Source organism: Paenibacillus sp. (assembly GCF_031177825.1).
Lineage (GTDB): Bacteria > Bacillota > Bacilli > Paenibacillales > YIM-B00363 > Paenibacillus_AE.
Genome location: NZ_JAPSKE010000008.1, coordinates 232,961 through 247,303, shown reverse-complemented (window position 1 = coordinate 247,303; position 14,343 = coordinate 232,961). Strand labels below are relative to the sequence as shown.

The 14,343-nt window shown below is 60.9% G+C and carries 13 protein-coding genes and 1 other annotated feature; of the genes, 1 reads left to right on the top strand and 12 read right to left on the bottom strand.

From position 1 onward, the window contains the following. Window positions 1–334: 334 nt before the first annotated feature. From RIN49_RS12700 to RIN49_RS12680, 5 genes are all read right to left on the bottom strand, one after another. Window positions 335–958 (bottom strand): flavin reductase family protein, encoded by a 624-nt coding sequence (locus tag RIN49_RS12700; protein ID WP_309120534.1) that lies wholly within the window; start codon window positions 956–958, stop codon window positions 335–337. A 381-nt stretch (window positions 959–1,339) separates the two neighbouring features. Next, on the bottom strand, window positions 1,340–3,877 hold the full coding sequence (locus RIN49_RS12695; protein ID WP_309120533.1) for a DNA internalization-related competence protein ComEC/Rec2: 2,538 nt from the start codon (window positions 3,875–3,877) through the stop codon (window positions 1,340–1,342). Window positions 3,878–3,989: 112 nt separating this feature from the next. After that, on the bottom strand, window positions 3,990–4,499 hold the full coding sequence (locus RIN49_RS12690; protein WP_138193031.1) for a deoxycytidylate deaminase: 510 nt from the start codon (window positions 4,497–4,499) through the stop codon (window positions 3,990–3,992). Continuing rightward, window positions 4,496–5,791 (bottom strand): homocysteine synthase, encoded by a 1,296-nt coding sequence (locus RIN49_RS12685; RefSeq protein ID WP_309120532.1) that lies wholly within the window; start codon window positions 5,789–5,791, stop codon window positions 4,496–4,498. The genes RIN49_RS12690 and RIN49_RS12685 overlap by 4 nt, the downstream gene beginning before the upstream one ends. Window positions 5,792–5,859: 68 nt before the next feature. Next, the gene (locus tag RIN49_RS12680; RefSeq protein WP_309120531.1) at window positions 5,860–6,402 is read right to left on the bottom strand and encodes a ComEA family DNA-binding protein; all 543 of its coding nucleotides are present in this window, start codon (window positions 6,400–6,402) and stop codon (window positions 5,860–5,862) included. 136 nt (window positions 6,403–6,538) lie between these two features. Here RIN49_RS12680 and comER point away from each other — a divergent pair, with 136 nt between their 5' ends. Next, the gene (comER, locus tag RIN49_RS12675; RefSeq protein ID WP_309120530.1) at window positions 6,539–7,369 is read left to right on the top strand and encodes a late competence protein ComER; all 831 of its coding nucleotides are present in this window, start codon (window positions 6,539–6,541) and stop codon (window positions 7,367–7,369) included. Between the two features lie 3 nt (window positions 7,370–7,372). On the opposite strand, the gene leuS is transcribed toward comER, so the two are convergent. The 7 genes from leuS to RIN49_RS12640 form a co-directional block, all read right to left on the bottom strand. Continuing rightward, complete coding sequence (leuS, locus tag RIN49_RS12670; RefSeq protein ID WP_309120529.1) at window positions 7,373–9,817, bottom strand: leucine--tRNA ligase; 2,445 nt, start codon at window positions 9,815–9,817, stop codon at window positions 7,373–7,375. 63 nt (window positions 9,818–9,880) lie between these two features. Then, window positions 9,881–10,101, bottom strand: a binding site (T-box leader). Between the two features lie 61 nt (window positions 10,102–10,162). Continuing rightward, a complete protein-coding gene (locus RIN49_RS12665) occupies window positions 10,163–10,963 on the bottom strand; it encodes a class I SAM-dependent DNA methyltransferase (RefSeq protein WP_309120528.1) in 801 nt (266 codons plus the stop codon). Beyond that, a complete protein-coding gene (locus tag RIN49_RS12660) occupies window positions 10,960–11,904 on the bottom strand; it encodes a CvfB family protein (RefSeq protein WP_309120527.1) in 945 nt (314 codons plus the stop codon). The genes RIN49_RS12665 and RIN49_RS12660 overlap by 4 nt, the downstream gene beginning before the upstream one ends. Further along, window positions 11,901–12,248, bottom strand: a complete 348-nt coding sequence (gene rsfS / locus RIN49_RS12655; protein WP_309120526.1) for a ribosome silencing factor — start codon at window positions 12,246–12,248, stop codon at window positions 11,901–11,903. Before rsfS ends, RIN49_RS12660 begins: the two co-directional genes overlap by 4 nt. Beyond that, window positions 12,249–12,836, bottom strand: a complete 588-nt coding sequence (gene yqeK / locus RIN49_RS12650; RefSeq protein ID WP_375295242.1) for a bis(5'-nucleosyl)-tetraphosphatase (symmetrical) YqeK — start codon at window positions 12,834–12,836, stop codon at window positions 12,249–12,251. Continuing rightward, complete coding sequence (locus RIN49_RS12645; protein WP_309120525.1) at window positions 12,817–13,425, bottom strand: nicotinate-nucleotide adenylyltransferase; 609 nt, start codon at window positions 13,423–13,425, stop codon at window positions 12,817–12,819. The genes yqeK and RIN49_RS12645 overlap by 20 nt, the downstream gene beginning before the upstream one ends. After that, complete coding sequence (locus RIN49_RS12640) at window positions 13,422–14,315, bottom strand: shikimate dehydrogenase (protein WP_309120524.1); 894 nt, start codon at window positions 14,313–14,315, stop codon at window positions 13,422–13,424. The genes RIN49_RS12645 and RIN49_RS12640 overlap by 4 nt, the downstream gene beginning before the upstream one ends. Window positions 14,316–14,343: the final 28 nt, after the last annotated feature.

Sequence of the window (14,343 nt, the reverse complement as noted above, 5' to 3'; positions counted from 1 at the left end):
TAACGTTAATCGGACTCCACACCTTGGACAGATAGGACGAAGGAATGTGAGGGCATAGACCCGTCGAGATTTGGGAGAGTGAGTCCCCAAGGATCTTGTGGAGAAAGCCGTGCAGCAAGGTTTACCCATGGAAGATTTTGTAATTCAGTCAACACCTTCTGTTCCCGCATGCACTCTAACGGATCTAAACTAGCCACACATGCTCTCGCTCCAACTGCTACTCAAACAAGGCTCGTGAAATCCTGCGAATGAGCAAGCATTCGTGAGAAAAACCTTATTCTTCGAGGGAGCGGAGTGAACGGTAATATATATAGTACATCTTTTATTTACAAGCCTATTTTACAGATTGCAGTCCGAATACCGGTGCTAATTTTGATGCAGATAGTTGCTCGCCAAGACCGAAATATTCGCAGAAATTCATAATCATCGGATTCCATTTCGAAGGATCGACATAGTTTGAGTTAGCATTCATTAGAAGATAATCTTCGATATGAACTTTTTCGATACGCACTTCAATGGCGACAAGGGAACTTGGTTGTTCGAATGGATGTATCTTCACAAATTTGGCTTCCAGATGGACGGGGCATTCTTTGACCCGTGGTGCTTGAACAAGTTGTGACGGAAGTTGGGTTAACCCTGCGGTACCGAATTTATCTACTTCATACTTATAGCCCCTCAATGCTTTGGATTCTGGCACCGGATTACGTCCTGTTAATAGGGTTAGCCGATCAACCGCAGGAATCAAGTCAATGGATGGGAGATTAAGTACGCACTCGTGTTCACGGATCAAATTCTGAACTGTCTGAGACTTGCTACTCATACCCAGCATACACGATTGATTGAGCCACCAGGCAGAGGACATAGGAGCCAAATTGGGCGTTCCGTCTTCATTAATAGTACTTATAAGCACGACAGAGGTGCCAAAGTAAAGAATTTTGGGTTCGATTACCGTATGCATAACATACTCACCTCTCCTCTAAGATCAATTTTCATTAATTTATCACACCCCTATTACGAGGTATAGGGATACGGAGTAAGACAGCAAAGTTCCGACATTGTACCCCGGTCCGGGGGCTAAAACTTGCCTTTATTTATAATATGGTTCACCACACATATTCTTAAACTAAGCTGCCCAGTTAGTTTAATACGCCCGGTAGAAAATAAAATAGCTTGCCGGCTTATGGCAAGCTTTTCATTCCAAAATGAACTTAAGGCAAGGTTATGGGTATATTCATAGAAGCTATGAGAGGAAAAGTAAAAGTAAGCCTATATTTCCGGCAAACTTATGATTCATAACCAGGCAGATTTATGGGTTAAGTCACATAAAAGTACGCATTCTCTATTCCCGCATCACTTTCGTCCGAACCTGGAACGAGTCCTTCCGAACCCGGAATTGAATTTCCCCATGAACGTCTGTCCGGTATATTCGGATGCTGGCGGCGTCCAATCGTTCGACGACCGTCGAATGAGGGTGTCCGTACATATTGCTGCGCCCTACGGAAATCGCGGCGGCTTTAGGTTTCCAGTAATTCAGCCATGCGGCCGTCGTCGACGTCTTGCTGCCGTGATGGGCGACCTTCAGCACGTCGATCGGAGAAGGCATCTCTGTTTCGTTCCGCAACGCCTCGGCGATCGCCGCTTCCTCGGCCGCACCGATGTCGCCCGTGAACAGAAACGTCTTTCCGTATACTCTCATGAGCACGACGACGGAGCGTTCGTTTTGGTCGTCCGACACGAAGAGATCGTTCTCATCCGACGGCTGCTTCGGAAACAGGATGCGCAGCTCCGTAGCCGGATCCGCCCGAACGATCATCCCTTCGTACGCCGCGGTCAACGGAATTCGCTTCGCCACGATCGCGCGAAACAGCGTCTCGCTCGTCTCTCCTTCCTTCGCCGTGCCGTTGAAAAAGACGCGCCGCACCGGAATGCCGTCGACGACCGCCCGCAAGCCTCCGATATGATCCGTATCTCCATGCGACATCAATAACGCGTCGATGCGTTGCACGCCCCGCTTGCGCAGCAGCGGCACGACGACGTCCTCTCCGACCTCGAAGGGGTCCTTCCGAAGTCTCCATTCCTCGCCCGGCCTCCCGAACCGGACCGTCCCCCCGCCGTCGATCAACAGATGCTTGCCGTACGGGGTGCGGATATAGATCGCGTCCCCTTGCCCGACGTCGAGGAAGCTGACGACGGCGGTTCGGTCGAAGGCGTTCGGCGCGTAAGCGTAAAGCAGCGCCCCGGCATAGACGACCGCGCATGCCGGAACGAGAAAGGCCCGAAGCCGAACGAGGGTCAGCAGCCGTTCTAGGGCGCGTCCTCCGTAGCCGAGGCCGAGGACGCAGCCTGGGCCGGTGCCGAAGGGGAGCTTATTCGCTGCGGCGGCGAGCAGGGCGAACAAGGATGCGTAATAAGCGCCGATCCACCAGAGCGGAGGCGTGGCCCAGATCGAAGAGGCGCCGTCGTAGCCGGACATCCACGTCACGAGCCTGAAGCTGAGCGATGTAAGCAGCTCGGCGACGTAGGCGAGCGCCCCCGCTCCTCCCGGCCATACGTAGGAGAGCAGCATCGCGATGGAGCCCAGCGGCATGATGCCGAGGCTGAACAGCGGCACGATCACGAAATTCGCCGGGAACGACAAGATAGAAAACGCGTTGAAATAGGCTACGGTGAGCGGGAAAGAGACGCATTGCGCGATCACGGTCACCGAGACGGCGGACTGGACCGCCGGCCGGCCGATACGAACGAGCCGATTCATGAGCGGCGTGCCGAGTATAATGCCAGCCGTCACCGCGAACGACAGCTGGAAGCTGACGTCGTACAAGAAGTACGGATTCCAAGCGAGCATGAGCAGCGCCGCTGCGGCCAGTACGTTCATCCCGTCCTTCAGCAGCCGCCTTCTCGCCGCATATAAGGCGATCATCGCCATAATGCCCGCGCGGACGACGGACGGAGACGCTCCGGTAAGCAGGACGTATACGGGTACAGCCGCGATCGCCGCGACGAGCCGCGTCTCTCTCGTAAGCGGCAACTTTCCCAGCAGCCATAGGATCGCGCCGACGTAGATAGCCACGTTCAGCCCCGAGATCGCCAAAATATGCGTCAGGCCCACTTGCGAAAATGCTTGGTACTTTGCCGGGTCTACATCTTCGCGAATGCCGAGGACGAGCCCTTTCATAAACCCGGCGACCGGTTCATCGTAAGCCGCTGCGATGCGTGCGCCCATGCCGTCCCTTATGCGATCGACGTACGAGAGGACGCGAGGCGCGGACCAATCCGCGGCCTCGGAGCGCTCCACGCTCGCGAGCCCTTCCGCGGTCGCCGTCCAATGAATATGCTGGCGTCTCAAATATTCCCGATAATCGAAGCCGCCGAAGTTGACGGCCGAAAGCGGCCGGCGGATCGTACCGGTCACTGTCGCGCGGTCTCCCCTCGCCCACTCCGCCATTCCATTGCGTTCTTCTTCGGTCTTGAAGTACACGTACACCTTCACGACTTCTCTCGGCAAGGCCGCGGCTTCGCCGCGCGCCGTCATCCGTTCGACCGTCAGATCGAACGTCGCCCGATCCCCGTCCGTCACGGGCTTCGTCCGAATGACGCCGGACAAGACGACAGCCTCTTCCGCCCCGTCCGGGAACGGAATCGCCGATGTATTGCCGGCGTCGTACCGCTCGAACCATCCGCCGCCGATCGCGAAAGCGGCGGCGACGGCGCAGGCGGTCAGCGCGTTCCTCCCATGATGCGTTCCCGCCCAGAGCAGAACGAATATCGCCGACGTCAGTCCGCCGAGCGCGATCCATCCCGCATCGAAGCGCGAGGCGATCGTCATCCCCCCCATCCAGCCGACGCAAATCCATAGCAGCGGACGTCTAATCTGCATCCTGCGCTCCTCCTTCCTTCCGCCGCATGACGCAGGTACACGAAAAAGCGCCGCCTCCGATCCAAGATCGGAAGACGGCGCATGTGCTTCATGCCCTTGCATGGAGATTCGATTACGACGTTACCCGCTCCGTCGGGACGCCCGGAGGCGGCGTATACGGCTCCAAGCGGCGGAACCGGATGCCGAGCTGATCCATCAGCTTCTCCACCTTCTCGGCGTCCTTCGGATACGAGCGATGATACACGATCTCCTTGACTCCGCTGTTCGCCAGCATATTCGCGCACGTCCAGCACGGTTGATCGGTGACGTAAACCGTCGCGCCGTCGCGATCGTGCAGGTCCGTGAACAACAGCAGATTTTGCTCCGCGTGAATCGTCCTTACGCAGCGCTGTTTCTTCACCAGCTTTTCTTCCCCGTCCACAGGCGCAAGCTCGTACTCTTCGACGATCATGCACCCGGCCTCCGAGCAGTCCGGGACGCCCATCGGCGCTCCGTTATACGCCGTGCCGAGCAGCTTCTTGCCCTTCACGAGAACGGCGCCGACATGGCGACGGGAACACTGCGACCGTGTGGAGGCCATGTAGGCGATATCCAGGAAGTACGTGTCCCAGTCTTTCCTCATGATTGCTGGCTGGCTGCTAACGCTTGATCGAGGTCCGCGATGATATCGTCGATGCCTTCGGTGCCGACCGACAGCCGTACCATCCCCGGCGTTACGCCGGTCGACAGCAGCTCGGCTCCTTCCAGCTGCGAGTGCGTCGTGCTGGCCGGATGAATGACCAACGACTTCGAATCGCCGACGTTCGCCAGATGCGAGAACAGACGCACCGAGTTGATCAGCTTCTTGCCGGCTTCGATGCCGCCCTTCACCTCGAACGTCAGAATCGCGCCTTGACCCTTCGGCATATAGCGCTGCGCGAGCTTGTACGACGGATGCGTCTCGAGGCCCGCGTAGTTGACGCTCTCCACCGCCGGATGGGCGGCGAGGTACTTCGCGACCGCGGCCGCGTTGGCGCTGTGGCGCTCCATGCGGAGGTGCAGCGTCTCGAGGCCTTGCAGCAGCATGAACGCGTTGAACGGGGACATCGCCGCGCCCATGTCGCGCAAAAGCTGTACGCGCGCTTTAATGATGTAAGCGATCGGTCCGACCGCTTCCGTATAGACGACGCCGTGGTAACTCGGATCCGGCTCGGTCATGCCCGGGAACTTGCCGCTCGCCTTCCAGTCGAACGTGCCGCCGTCGACGATGACGCCGCCGATCGACGTGCCGTGGCCCCCGATGAACTTCGTCGCCGAGTGAACGACGATATCGGCGCCGTGCTCGATCGGGCGCAGCAAGTACGGACTCGGCAGCGTATTATCGACGATGAGCGGCACGCCGTTCGCATGCGCGATGTCCGCGATGGCGCGAATATCCATGACGTCGCCGCGCGGATTGCCGACCGATTCGACGTACAGCGCCTTCGTCTTGTCGGTAATCGCGGCGCGGAACGCTTCGGGATTCGTCGGATCGACGAATCGAACCGTAATGCCGAGCTTCGCGAGCGTATTCGCGAACAAGTTATAGGTCCCGCCGTAGAGGCTCGACGCCGATACGATCTCGTCGCCCGCGCCGGCGATATTCAAAATGGAGTACGTAATCGCGGCTTGTCCCGAGGCGACGGCCAGCGCCGCAGGCGCTCCCTCGAGGGCGGCGACCCGCTTCTCGAACACGTCGGTCGTCGGGTTCATGATGCGGGAATAGATGTTGCCGAATTCCTTCAAGGCGAACAGGTTCGCCGCGTGCTCCGTATCGCGGAAGCCGTACGACGTCGTCTGATACAACGGGACGGCGCGCGACATCGTGGTCGGATCAATCTCCTGCCCCGCGTGTACGGCTAGCGTATCGAGCGACAGGCGTTTCTCGTTAGACAAAACAATCCCTCCCAGGACAAGTTAGGTTCTATCGAAATTTTCGCACATCGGCCGACGGAAGGAAAGCATTATTTTCCAGCTTCGACGGCGGGCCCGGCGACGATCGACGTCCGGATTTTCGCGAAGATGGCGGGGCCGATCCCTTTCACGTTCATGACGTCTTCGGGACGCGCGAACGCTCCGTTCGACTCCCGGTAATCGATGACGGCTTGCGCCTTGGCGCGGCCGATCCCGGGCAGCGCGTCCAACTCTTCCAGCGTCGCGCGGTTAATATCGACGACGCCCTCCGCGCTCCGCTCAATCGCTTGAAGCTCTACCGGCGCGCCCGTCGTCTCCTCCGTCGAACGCGCCGGCGGGGCTGACGCCTCGACGGCGAGAGCGCCGGCATCCGCCGTCGCGGCCGGGGCGGGCGGGTTCGCGGGCGCCCCGGGGTTCGCCGTTTCTTGCGCCGCTTCGACGTCCGAGCTGTCCAGCCAAGCCTCTACCTCCGCGTTCATGTCCCGCCAAGACGAAGCGTCCGAAGCGCCGGCTCCGCCGAAGACGGAGGCGAGCCAGAGGAAAGCGCCGACCGAAGCAAGCCCGCCGGCCATGCGGATGTAATGGACATTCATGGAATTTCACCTCGAAACGGGCATTCGTTCATTCCGAAAGCATAAGACAATGCGTACGATTCATATAGTTTACAAACTACGACACCCTCGTCGGTAACGCCGACGCTTACCATCGGGAAACAGAAGGAGGATGACGATGAACGTCGGATTTATCGGAACCGGGAGCATGGGTAGCATCCTGATCGAGTCTTTTATTCGGACGAACGCGCTGAGACCGGATCAAATCGTCGCGACGAACCGCACGTTCGCGAAAGCGGAACGACTCGCCGAAACGCATCCGGGGCTAAGGGCCGTGCCTAGCAACCGGGAAGTGGCGCTCGCCGCCGATATGGTATTTCTCTGCGTGAAACCGAAAGAGTTCAAAAACGTCATTGACGACATTAAGCCGTACGTAACCGCGGCGCAAACGGTGGTATCGATTACGAGCCCCGTCCTGATTCGTCATCTGGAAGAGCATATCCCTTGCAAAATCGCGAAAATCATTCCGAGCATTACGAATTACGTATGCAGCGGCGCGACGCTAACGATGTACGGAAGCCGCATGGAAGCGGAAGATATCGAAACATTGGAGCGGCTCTTGCAGCGCATGTCGAAGCCGTTGGTCGTGTCTGAGGAGTATACGCGGATAAGTTCGGATATTTCGAGCTGCGGGCCGGCGTTCTTGGCGTTCTTCGTCGAGCAGTTCGTGCAAGCGGCCGTGACGTACACGGGCATCTCGAAGGAGGAAGCGACGACGCTCGCCTCGGAGATGGTGCTCGGGACCGGATTGCTGCTGACCGCAGGCGGTTTCTCTCCCGAATCGCTTCGGGAGAGAGTCACCGTCCCCGGCGGGATTACGGCGGAAGGCCTTCGCATGCTGTCGCTGGATTTGGACGGCACGTTCGAGCGGCTCATCCGCACGACCCATCATAAATACAAAGAAGAGTTGGATAAGGTGGAAGGGCTGTTTTACAACCCCCAATCCTAAAACTTATCCGACGACGATATTGACCAGCTTGCCCTTCACGGCGATGACCTTGCGGACTTGTTTCCCGGCCATCGCCTCTTTCACTTTGTCCAGGGACGTCGCCAGCGCTTCGAGCGCCTTCTCGTCCGCGTCGGCCGCCACGTTCGCGCGGTCGACGATCTTGCCGTTCACTTGAACGACGATTTCGACTTCGTCGTCCACCGTCCAAGCCTCGTCGTACGACGGCCATGGCGCATACGATACCGAGCCGGCGCCGCCGAGCTTCTCCCACAGCTCCTCCGCGATATGCGGCGCGATCGGGGACATTAGCTGAACGAAATGCTTCATGCCCTCGAGCGGAAGCGTCTCCTGCTTATAAGCCTCGTTTACGAAAATCATCATCTGAGAGATCGCCGTATTGAAGCGAAGCGCCTCGTAATCCTCGGTCAGCTTCTTGATCGTGCGATGCCATGTCCGCTTGAAGGCGTCCGTGCCGCCGTCCGGCTTGATCTTCGGCTGGAGCGTTCCTTCCTCGGTCATGAACAGCCGCCATACGCGATTGAGGAAACGATAGACGCCTTCGACGCCGTTCGTGTTCCACGGCTTCGTCTGCTCGAGCGGCCCCATGAACATCTCGTACATGCGCAGCGTATCCGCGCCGTACTCCCGCACGATGTCGTCCGGATTGATGACGTTGCCGCGCGATTTGCTCATCTTCTCGCCGTTGTCGCCGAGAATCATCCCTTGATTGACGAGCTTCTGGAACGGCTCCTTCGTCGACACGACGCCGATATCGTACAGTACCTTATGCCAGAAGCGGGCGTACAACAAGTGGAGTACCGCGTGCTCGGCGCCGCCGATGTAGAGGTCTACCGGCAGCCAGCGTTCTTGCGCTTCCTTGGAGCACAGCTCCCGATCGTTGTGCGGGTCGATGAAGCGCAAGTAGTACCAGCAGCTGCCCGCCCATTGCGGCATCGTGTTCGTCTCGCGGCGCGCCTTCATCCCCGTCTCCGGATCGATCGTGTTCACCCATTCGGTCACGTTCGCGAGCGGCGATTCGCCGGTGCCGGAAGGCTTGATCTCGTCGACGTCCGGCAGCAGCAGCGGAAGCTCCGATTCCGGAACGGGCTTCATCGTGCCGTCTTCGAGGTGCAGAATCGGAATCGGCTCGCCCCAATACCGCTGACGGGAGAACAGCCAATCGCGAAGACGGTAGGTGACTTTCTTTTCGCCCTTGCCGTTCTTCTCCAGCCACTCGATCGCAGCCGCGATGGCGTCCGCCGTGTTCAAGCCGTTCAAGAAATCGGAGTTGACGTGCGCGCCGTCGCCCGCGTACGCTTCCGCGCCCACGTCGCCGCCTTGCACCACTTCGACGATCGGCAGGTCGAACTTCTTCGCGAATTCCCAGTCGCGTTGGTCGTGGCCGGGCACCGCCATGATGGCGCCCGTGCCGTAACCCGCCAGCACGTAATCGGCGATCCAGATCGGCACCTTCGCGCCGTTCACCGGATTGATCGCGTACGCGCCGGTGAACACGCCGGATTTATCCTTGGCGAGATCGGTCCGCTCGAGGTCGCTCTTGCGGGACGCCGCGTCTTGATACGCTTCTACCGCGGAGCGCTGCGCGTCCGTCGCGATTCTATCGACGAGCTCGTGCTCCGGCGCCAAGACGCAATACGTCGCGCCGAACAGCGTATCCGGCCGCGTCGTGAACACGACGAGCGATTCGTCCGTTCCGTCGACCGCGAAGCGCACCTCCGCGCCGGTCGACTTGCCGATCCAATTGCGCTGCATATCCTTGATGCTCTCCGACCAGTCGAGCTCCTCCAGATCCTCCAGCAGCCGCTCGGCGTAAGCCGTGATGCGAAGCACCCACTGGCGCATGGGCTTGCGGATGACCGGGTGGCCGCCGCGTTCGCTCTTGCCGTCGATGACCTCTTCGTTCGCGAGCACCGTGCCGAGCGCCGGACACCAGTTGACCGGCAGCTCCGCGACGTACGCGAGGCCGCGCTTATACAGCTGGATGAAAATCCACTGCGTCCACTTGTAATATTCCGGATCGGTCGTGCTGAATTCGCGGTCCCAGTCGTAGCTGAAGCCCAGCGACTTGATCTGGCGGCGGAAGTTGTCGATGTTCTTGAACGTAATTTCCCGCGGATGCTTGCCGGTGTTCAGCGCGTGCTGTTCCGCCGGCAGGCCGAACGCGTCCCAGCCCATCGGGTGAAGCACGTCGTAGCCGCGCATGCGCTTGAATCGGGACACGATGTCCGTCGCCGTGTAGCCTTCCGGATGGCCGACGTGGAGGCCGTCTCCGGACGGGTACGGGAACATGTCGAGCGCGTAAAATTTCGGTTTGTTCGGGTCGTCGAGCACCTTGAACGTCTTATGTTCGTCCCAATACGCTTGCCATTTCGGTTCGATCGCCTGCGGGGAATAGCCGCCGGGCGATTGCTTCGTCGTCTCTGTCATGAATAACGTCCTCCTGATCCATTCGTGAATCGTTAAAAAAAGCTCCCGCCCCTAGCGAGATTCGCTAGGGACGAGAGCTTTGTCTCCCGTGGTACCACCCTAGTTAACGGCCGCGGTGCTTCCTCGGTCCGTTCACTTGACCTCTTAACGCGAGGGCTTCGCCGCGGATTTCTCTTCCGCGGTGCTCCAAGGCGAGTTCGCCGATCCGCCGTGCCGACTTTCACCAACCGTCGGCTCTCTGAAGTACGGGGTTCCCGGGTACTAATCCTTATCGTTGCTTGAAAATGTGTTCATTTTCCCAAATTATACGCGGAAAAAGCTGCGAAAGTCAAGCCGAACGCGGCTTCAGCGCTTCGTCGCCGCGAAAAACATCCGCGTCGTCTCTTCCTCGTCGATCGGATCGAACGTAAAGTCGGCGTACGTCTCGATCTCGGCGAAGCCCGCGTCGGCAAGCAGCCTGCGGATCGTCCCCGCCGGATAGACGCGCTGACGATGCGTTTCGATCGAACGGTCGTACCGACCGTCGGCGCCGCGCACGAAGAACGTCAACCGATGCGCGATCGTCGACGTCTCCTCGTCCAGTTCGCACGTCCATAGGTAGGAGGCCTCTTCGTCGTCATGGCAGAACGGCTCGTTCGCCATGTAAGCGTCGAGCTGATTCGGATGATGCATGTCGAACAGGAATACGCCGCCGGGCTTCAGCGTGGCGAAGGCCGAGCCGAACGCCCGCGCGACGTCGGCTTCCTCCGTCAAATAATTCAGGCAGTCGCACAGCGAGACGACCGCGTCGACGGGCGCCGGCGCACGCCATTCCCGCATGTCGCCGACGACCCACTCCAGCTCGCCGGGCACCGCCAGCTCGCTCCGTACGGCGGCTTCCTTCCGCCTGGCGACCTCGATCATATCGGCGGACAGGTCGACGCCGATCACGCGCGAGCCCTCCTGCGCGAGCGGGATCGAGAGCGTGCCGGTGCCGCAGCCGAGATCGACGACGTCGTTCGGCCTTCCGCCGCGCGCGGTCCAATACGCGTCCAGCCAGCCGAGCCATTCGCCGTACGGCATGTCCGCCATCAGACGGTCGTACACATAAGCGAAAGCGCCGTACGGCCCTCCGGAGGCGTGCGGCGCTTCGTTCGTCTTGGTCATGTTTCCGCCTCGTCTCCGGAAGTCGCGAGCGCCTTCCCCTTCTCGGTCAGGTGCGTCCAGCTGCCTTTCTGCTCGATGTACCCGTCCTTGTACAGCTTGCCGATCGCGCGCTTGAACGCCGACTTGCTGATGCCGAACCGCTTCGCGATCGCGTCGGCGGGCGACTCGTCGGAGTACGGCATCGCGCCGTCGGGACGACGCCGCAGCTCCGCGAGCAGCTTGTCCGCGTCTTCGCCTCGGCCGACCTCCTTCTGCTTGCGCATCGACAGATTGACATGCCCGTCCTCGCGCACGAACGTCACGCGGGCGTTCACCTTCTCGCCGATGCGCAGCGGCCGCGGTCGATCGTGCGACGGAATGAAGCCGATCGCGCCGAAGCCGAGCACGCCGCCTTCGACGACGACGAGCGAGCCGGCCGTCAGCGAACGGTACACCCACGCCTCCATCCATCGGTTGCGCCACGCGTCCGGCGCCTTGAAGGCGTAAGGCGCGAGGTCCGCTTCCTTCACGGAGCGGGCGAGCAGACGCCCCTCCTTGTCGCGGTCGACGCGGACGAACACCTCGTCGCCGACGAGCGGCCATACGGATTTCTCGCTGGGCAGCTCCTTCAGCGGCAGCAGCATGTGACGGGACAAACCGATGTCCAGAAACCAGCCGAGGCGCGGATTCATATCCGCGACCTTCAGCCGCGCCACCTTGCCGAACCGCGCCAGGGGCTCGCGGAGCGTCGCGGTCATCCGGTCTTCGCTGTCGTGGTACAAATACGCCTCGACCGAAGCGCCTCGCTTCAGCGGCTGTCCGAGCGCCTCCGGGAACGGCAGCAGCACGTCCTGCTTGCCGTTCGTGAGGGTGAAGCCGTGGACGTTTTCTTCCGAAACCTTAAGCGTCTGCACCGTGCCCGAAGCGAGCGGCGCGACGCGAACGATGTCCCTGCCCGTCATGCGAGCTCGACGGACTTGGCGTCCGACCACAGCCGCTCGATATTGTAATACTCGCGTTCTTCGCGGTGGAACACGTGCACGACGACGTCGCCGATGTCGAGCAGCACCCAGCGCGCGGTATCGAAGCCTTCGACGCCGCGCACGCGCACGCCCGCCTCCTCCGCTTTCTTGCGAATTTCCGTCGTGATCGACTGCACTTGCGTATCCGAGTTGCCGTGGCAGATCACGTAATAATCGGCCACCGGCGAGATGCCGGTCAGGTCGAGCGCGACGATGTTTTGGGCTTTCTTGTCTTCCGCGGCTTCTACCGCGAGTTGGAGCAATGCGTCAGGGGATACGGTCATTCAAAAACCTCCCGGTCGAATTTGGGTCAATAAATCGTTGCGGGTCAGCACCGTCAACGGGTAAATGCGTTTGCCTTGTTCGATCAAAAATCGGAGCGTGCCGTCGAAGCCGGCGACGAGCGCCTCCTCGAGACTTTTCTCGGACAGCTCCCGCAGCGTGTCGACGCCGGGGAAGTCGCGCCCCGGCTCGATGTAATCGGCGAGGCAGACGATCTTCTCGAGCTTCGTCATGCCGGGGCGGCCCGACGTATGGTACCGGATCGCGTCGAGCGCCTCGGCGTCGCCCACGCCGAAGTCGCGCCTCGCGACGAACGCTCCCGCGTGGGAGTGCCACAGCTCCTTATCGTAGAGCAGGGTGTCGAGCCCCGCCTCGTCGCCGTCGGCGAGAATCGCCTGGCGCTGCTTCTCCACGGGCCAATACTTGGCGACGTCGTGCAGAATCGCCGCGATCCGCGCCTTCTCCACGTCGGCGCCGAACCGCTCGGCGAGCGCGACGCTCGATTCGACGACGCCCAGCGTATGGCGCCACCGCTTCGCGGGCATCTCCCGCTCCACGAGCGCGCAAGCTTCATCGACGCTCATCCGCATGAACGTAGAGCCCCCTCTCCTCGATATACCGCCGCACCGGCTCCGTTACGACGTACCGGATCGACAGCCCCCGTTCGCGCCGCTCGCGGATGTCCGTCGACGACACCTCGAGCGCCGGCATATCCGCGAGCGTTACGCGCGTCCGCAAGTACGGCGGCAGCTGCTCGGTCGCGACGGGATATCCGGGACGGGTCAGCCCAAGGAACGTTACCTGCGCCGCGACGTCCTCGATGCGGTGCCACTGGGGCAAATACAGCACCATATCGCCGCCGACGATCCAGACGAACTCGCAATCCGGCTCGCGCTTCGAGAGCGCCTCCGCCGTCTCGACCGCATACGAGACGCCTCCGCGGTCGAGCTCGATCGTCTCGAGACGGAAGCGAGGGTTGTCTTGAATCGCGAGCTCGACCATCTCGCGCCGTTCCTCCGGCGTCCCTCCCGGGCGCGAAGTCTTATGCGGCGGGCGGAACGTCGGCATGAAGCGAACCTCGTCGAGACCGCCGGCCTCGATCGCGCGCTCCGCGGCGACCAAGTGACCGACGTGCACGGGATCGAACGTGCCGCCCATCAGTCCGACGCGCCGCTTCATGCGCCCGTACCCGCCGTAGGCTCGAACGTCTCGAGCACCGCCTCGCGCATCGCCGCGACCGGCGCCGGCAAGCCGGTCCAATACTCGAACGCGTACGCGCCCTGATAGACGAACATGCCGAGACCGCCGTGGACGACGAGTCCCGCCGCCTCCGCTTCGACGAGCAGCTTCGTCTTCAGCGGGTTGTAAATCAAATCGCTGACGACCGTCCCGCTTCGGATCGAGGCGGGATCGATCGGCGTCGCGTCCGTGACCGGATGCATGCCGATCGGCGTCGTATTGATGATGATATCCACGTTGCCTATAATATGGTCGATTCCTTCCCAGCCGATTCCTTGCGTATCCGCGACGGCGCCGAGCTCGCGAGCGAGCTCGGACGCCTTGCCTTCAGTCCGATTCGCCACGATCAAGCGGGCGGGCTCCTCCTTCGCGAGCGCGTAACCGACGCCGCGGGACGCCCCGCCCGCGCCGAGCAGAAGAATGCGGGCGCCGCGAAGCGATCGGCCGGTCTCTTCCTTAAGCGAACGAACATAGCCGATGCCGTCCGTATTGTAGCCGACGAGTCGACCGTCCCGGTTGACGATCGTGTTCACGGCGCCGATGACCCGCGCCGTCTCGTCGATCTCGTCGAGGTACTGCATGACTTCGACCTTATGCGGAATCGTGACGTTCACGCCCCGGAGACCGAGAGAGCGAACGCCGCGCACCGCGTCCCCGAGCGCCTCCGGCTTTACATGGAACGCGACGTACGCCGCGTTCGTGCCCGTCTCCGCGAAGGCGCGCCCGAGCATGATCGGCGAGCGCGAATGCCGGACCGGATCGCCGAACACGCCGTATAACGCCGTGTAGCTGTCGACGCGCAAGCCTTGCGTAATGTGCTCTTTCTCCAACCGCCGTCTCCCCTTAGCTCTCCCTCGT

Coding starts and splice junctions, on each gene's coding strand:
- RIN49_RS12700 (WP_309120534.1), bottom strand. CDS start 958: ATGCATACGGTAATCGAACCCAAAATTCTTTACTTTGGCACCTCTGTC.
- RIN49_RS12695 (WP_309120533.1), bottom strand. CDS start 3,877: ATGCAGATTAGACGTCCGCTGCTATGGATTTGCGTCGGCTGGATGGGG.
- RIN49_RS12690 (WP_138193031.1), bottom strand. CDS start 4,499: ATGAGGAAAGACTGGGACACGTACTTCCTGGATATCGCCTACATGGCC.
- RIN49_RS12680 (WP_309120531.1), bottom strand. CDS start 6,402: ATGAATGTCCATTACATCCGCATGGCCGGCGGGCTTGCTTCGGTCGGC.
- comER (WP_309120530.1), top strand. CDS start 6,539: ATGAACGTCGGATTTATCGGAACCGGGAGCATGGGTAGCATCCTGATC.
- leuS (WP_309120529.1), bottom strand. CDS start 9,817: ATGACAGAGACGACGAAGCAATCGCCCGGCGGCTATTCCCCGCAGGCG.
- RIN49_RS12665 (WP_309120528.1), bottom strand. CDS start 10,963: ATGACCAAGACGAACGAAGCGCCGCACGCCTCCGGAGGGCCGTACGGC.
- RIN49_RS12660 (WP_309120527.1), bottom strand. CDS start 11,904: ATGACGGGCAGGGACATCGTTCGCGTCGCGCCGCTCGCTTCGGGCACG.
- rsfS (WP_309120526.1), bottom strand. CDS start 12,248: ATGACCGTATCCCCTGACGCATTGCTCCAACTCGCGGTAGAAGCCGCG.
- yqeK (WP_375295242.1), bottom strand. CDS start 12,836: ATGCGGATGAGCGTCGATGAAGCTTGCGCGCTCGTGGAGCGGGAGATG.
- RIN49_RS12645 (WP_309120525.1), bottom strand. CDS start 13,425: ATGAAGCGGCGCGTCGGACTGATGGGCGGCACGTTCGATCCCGTGCAC.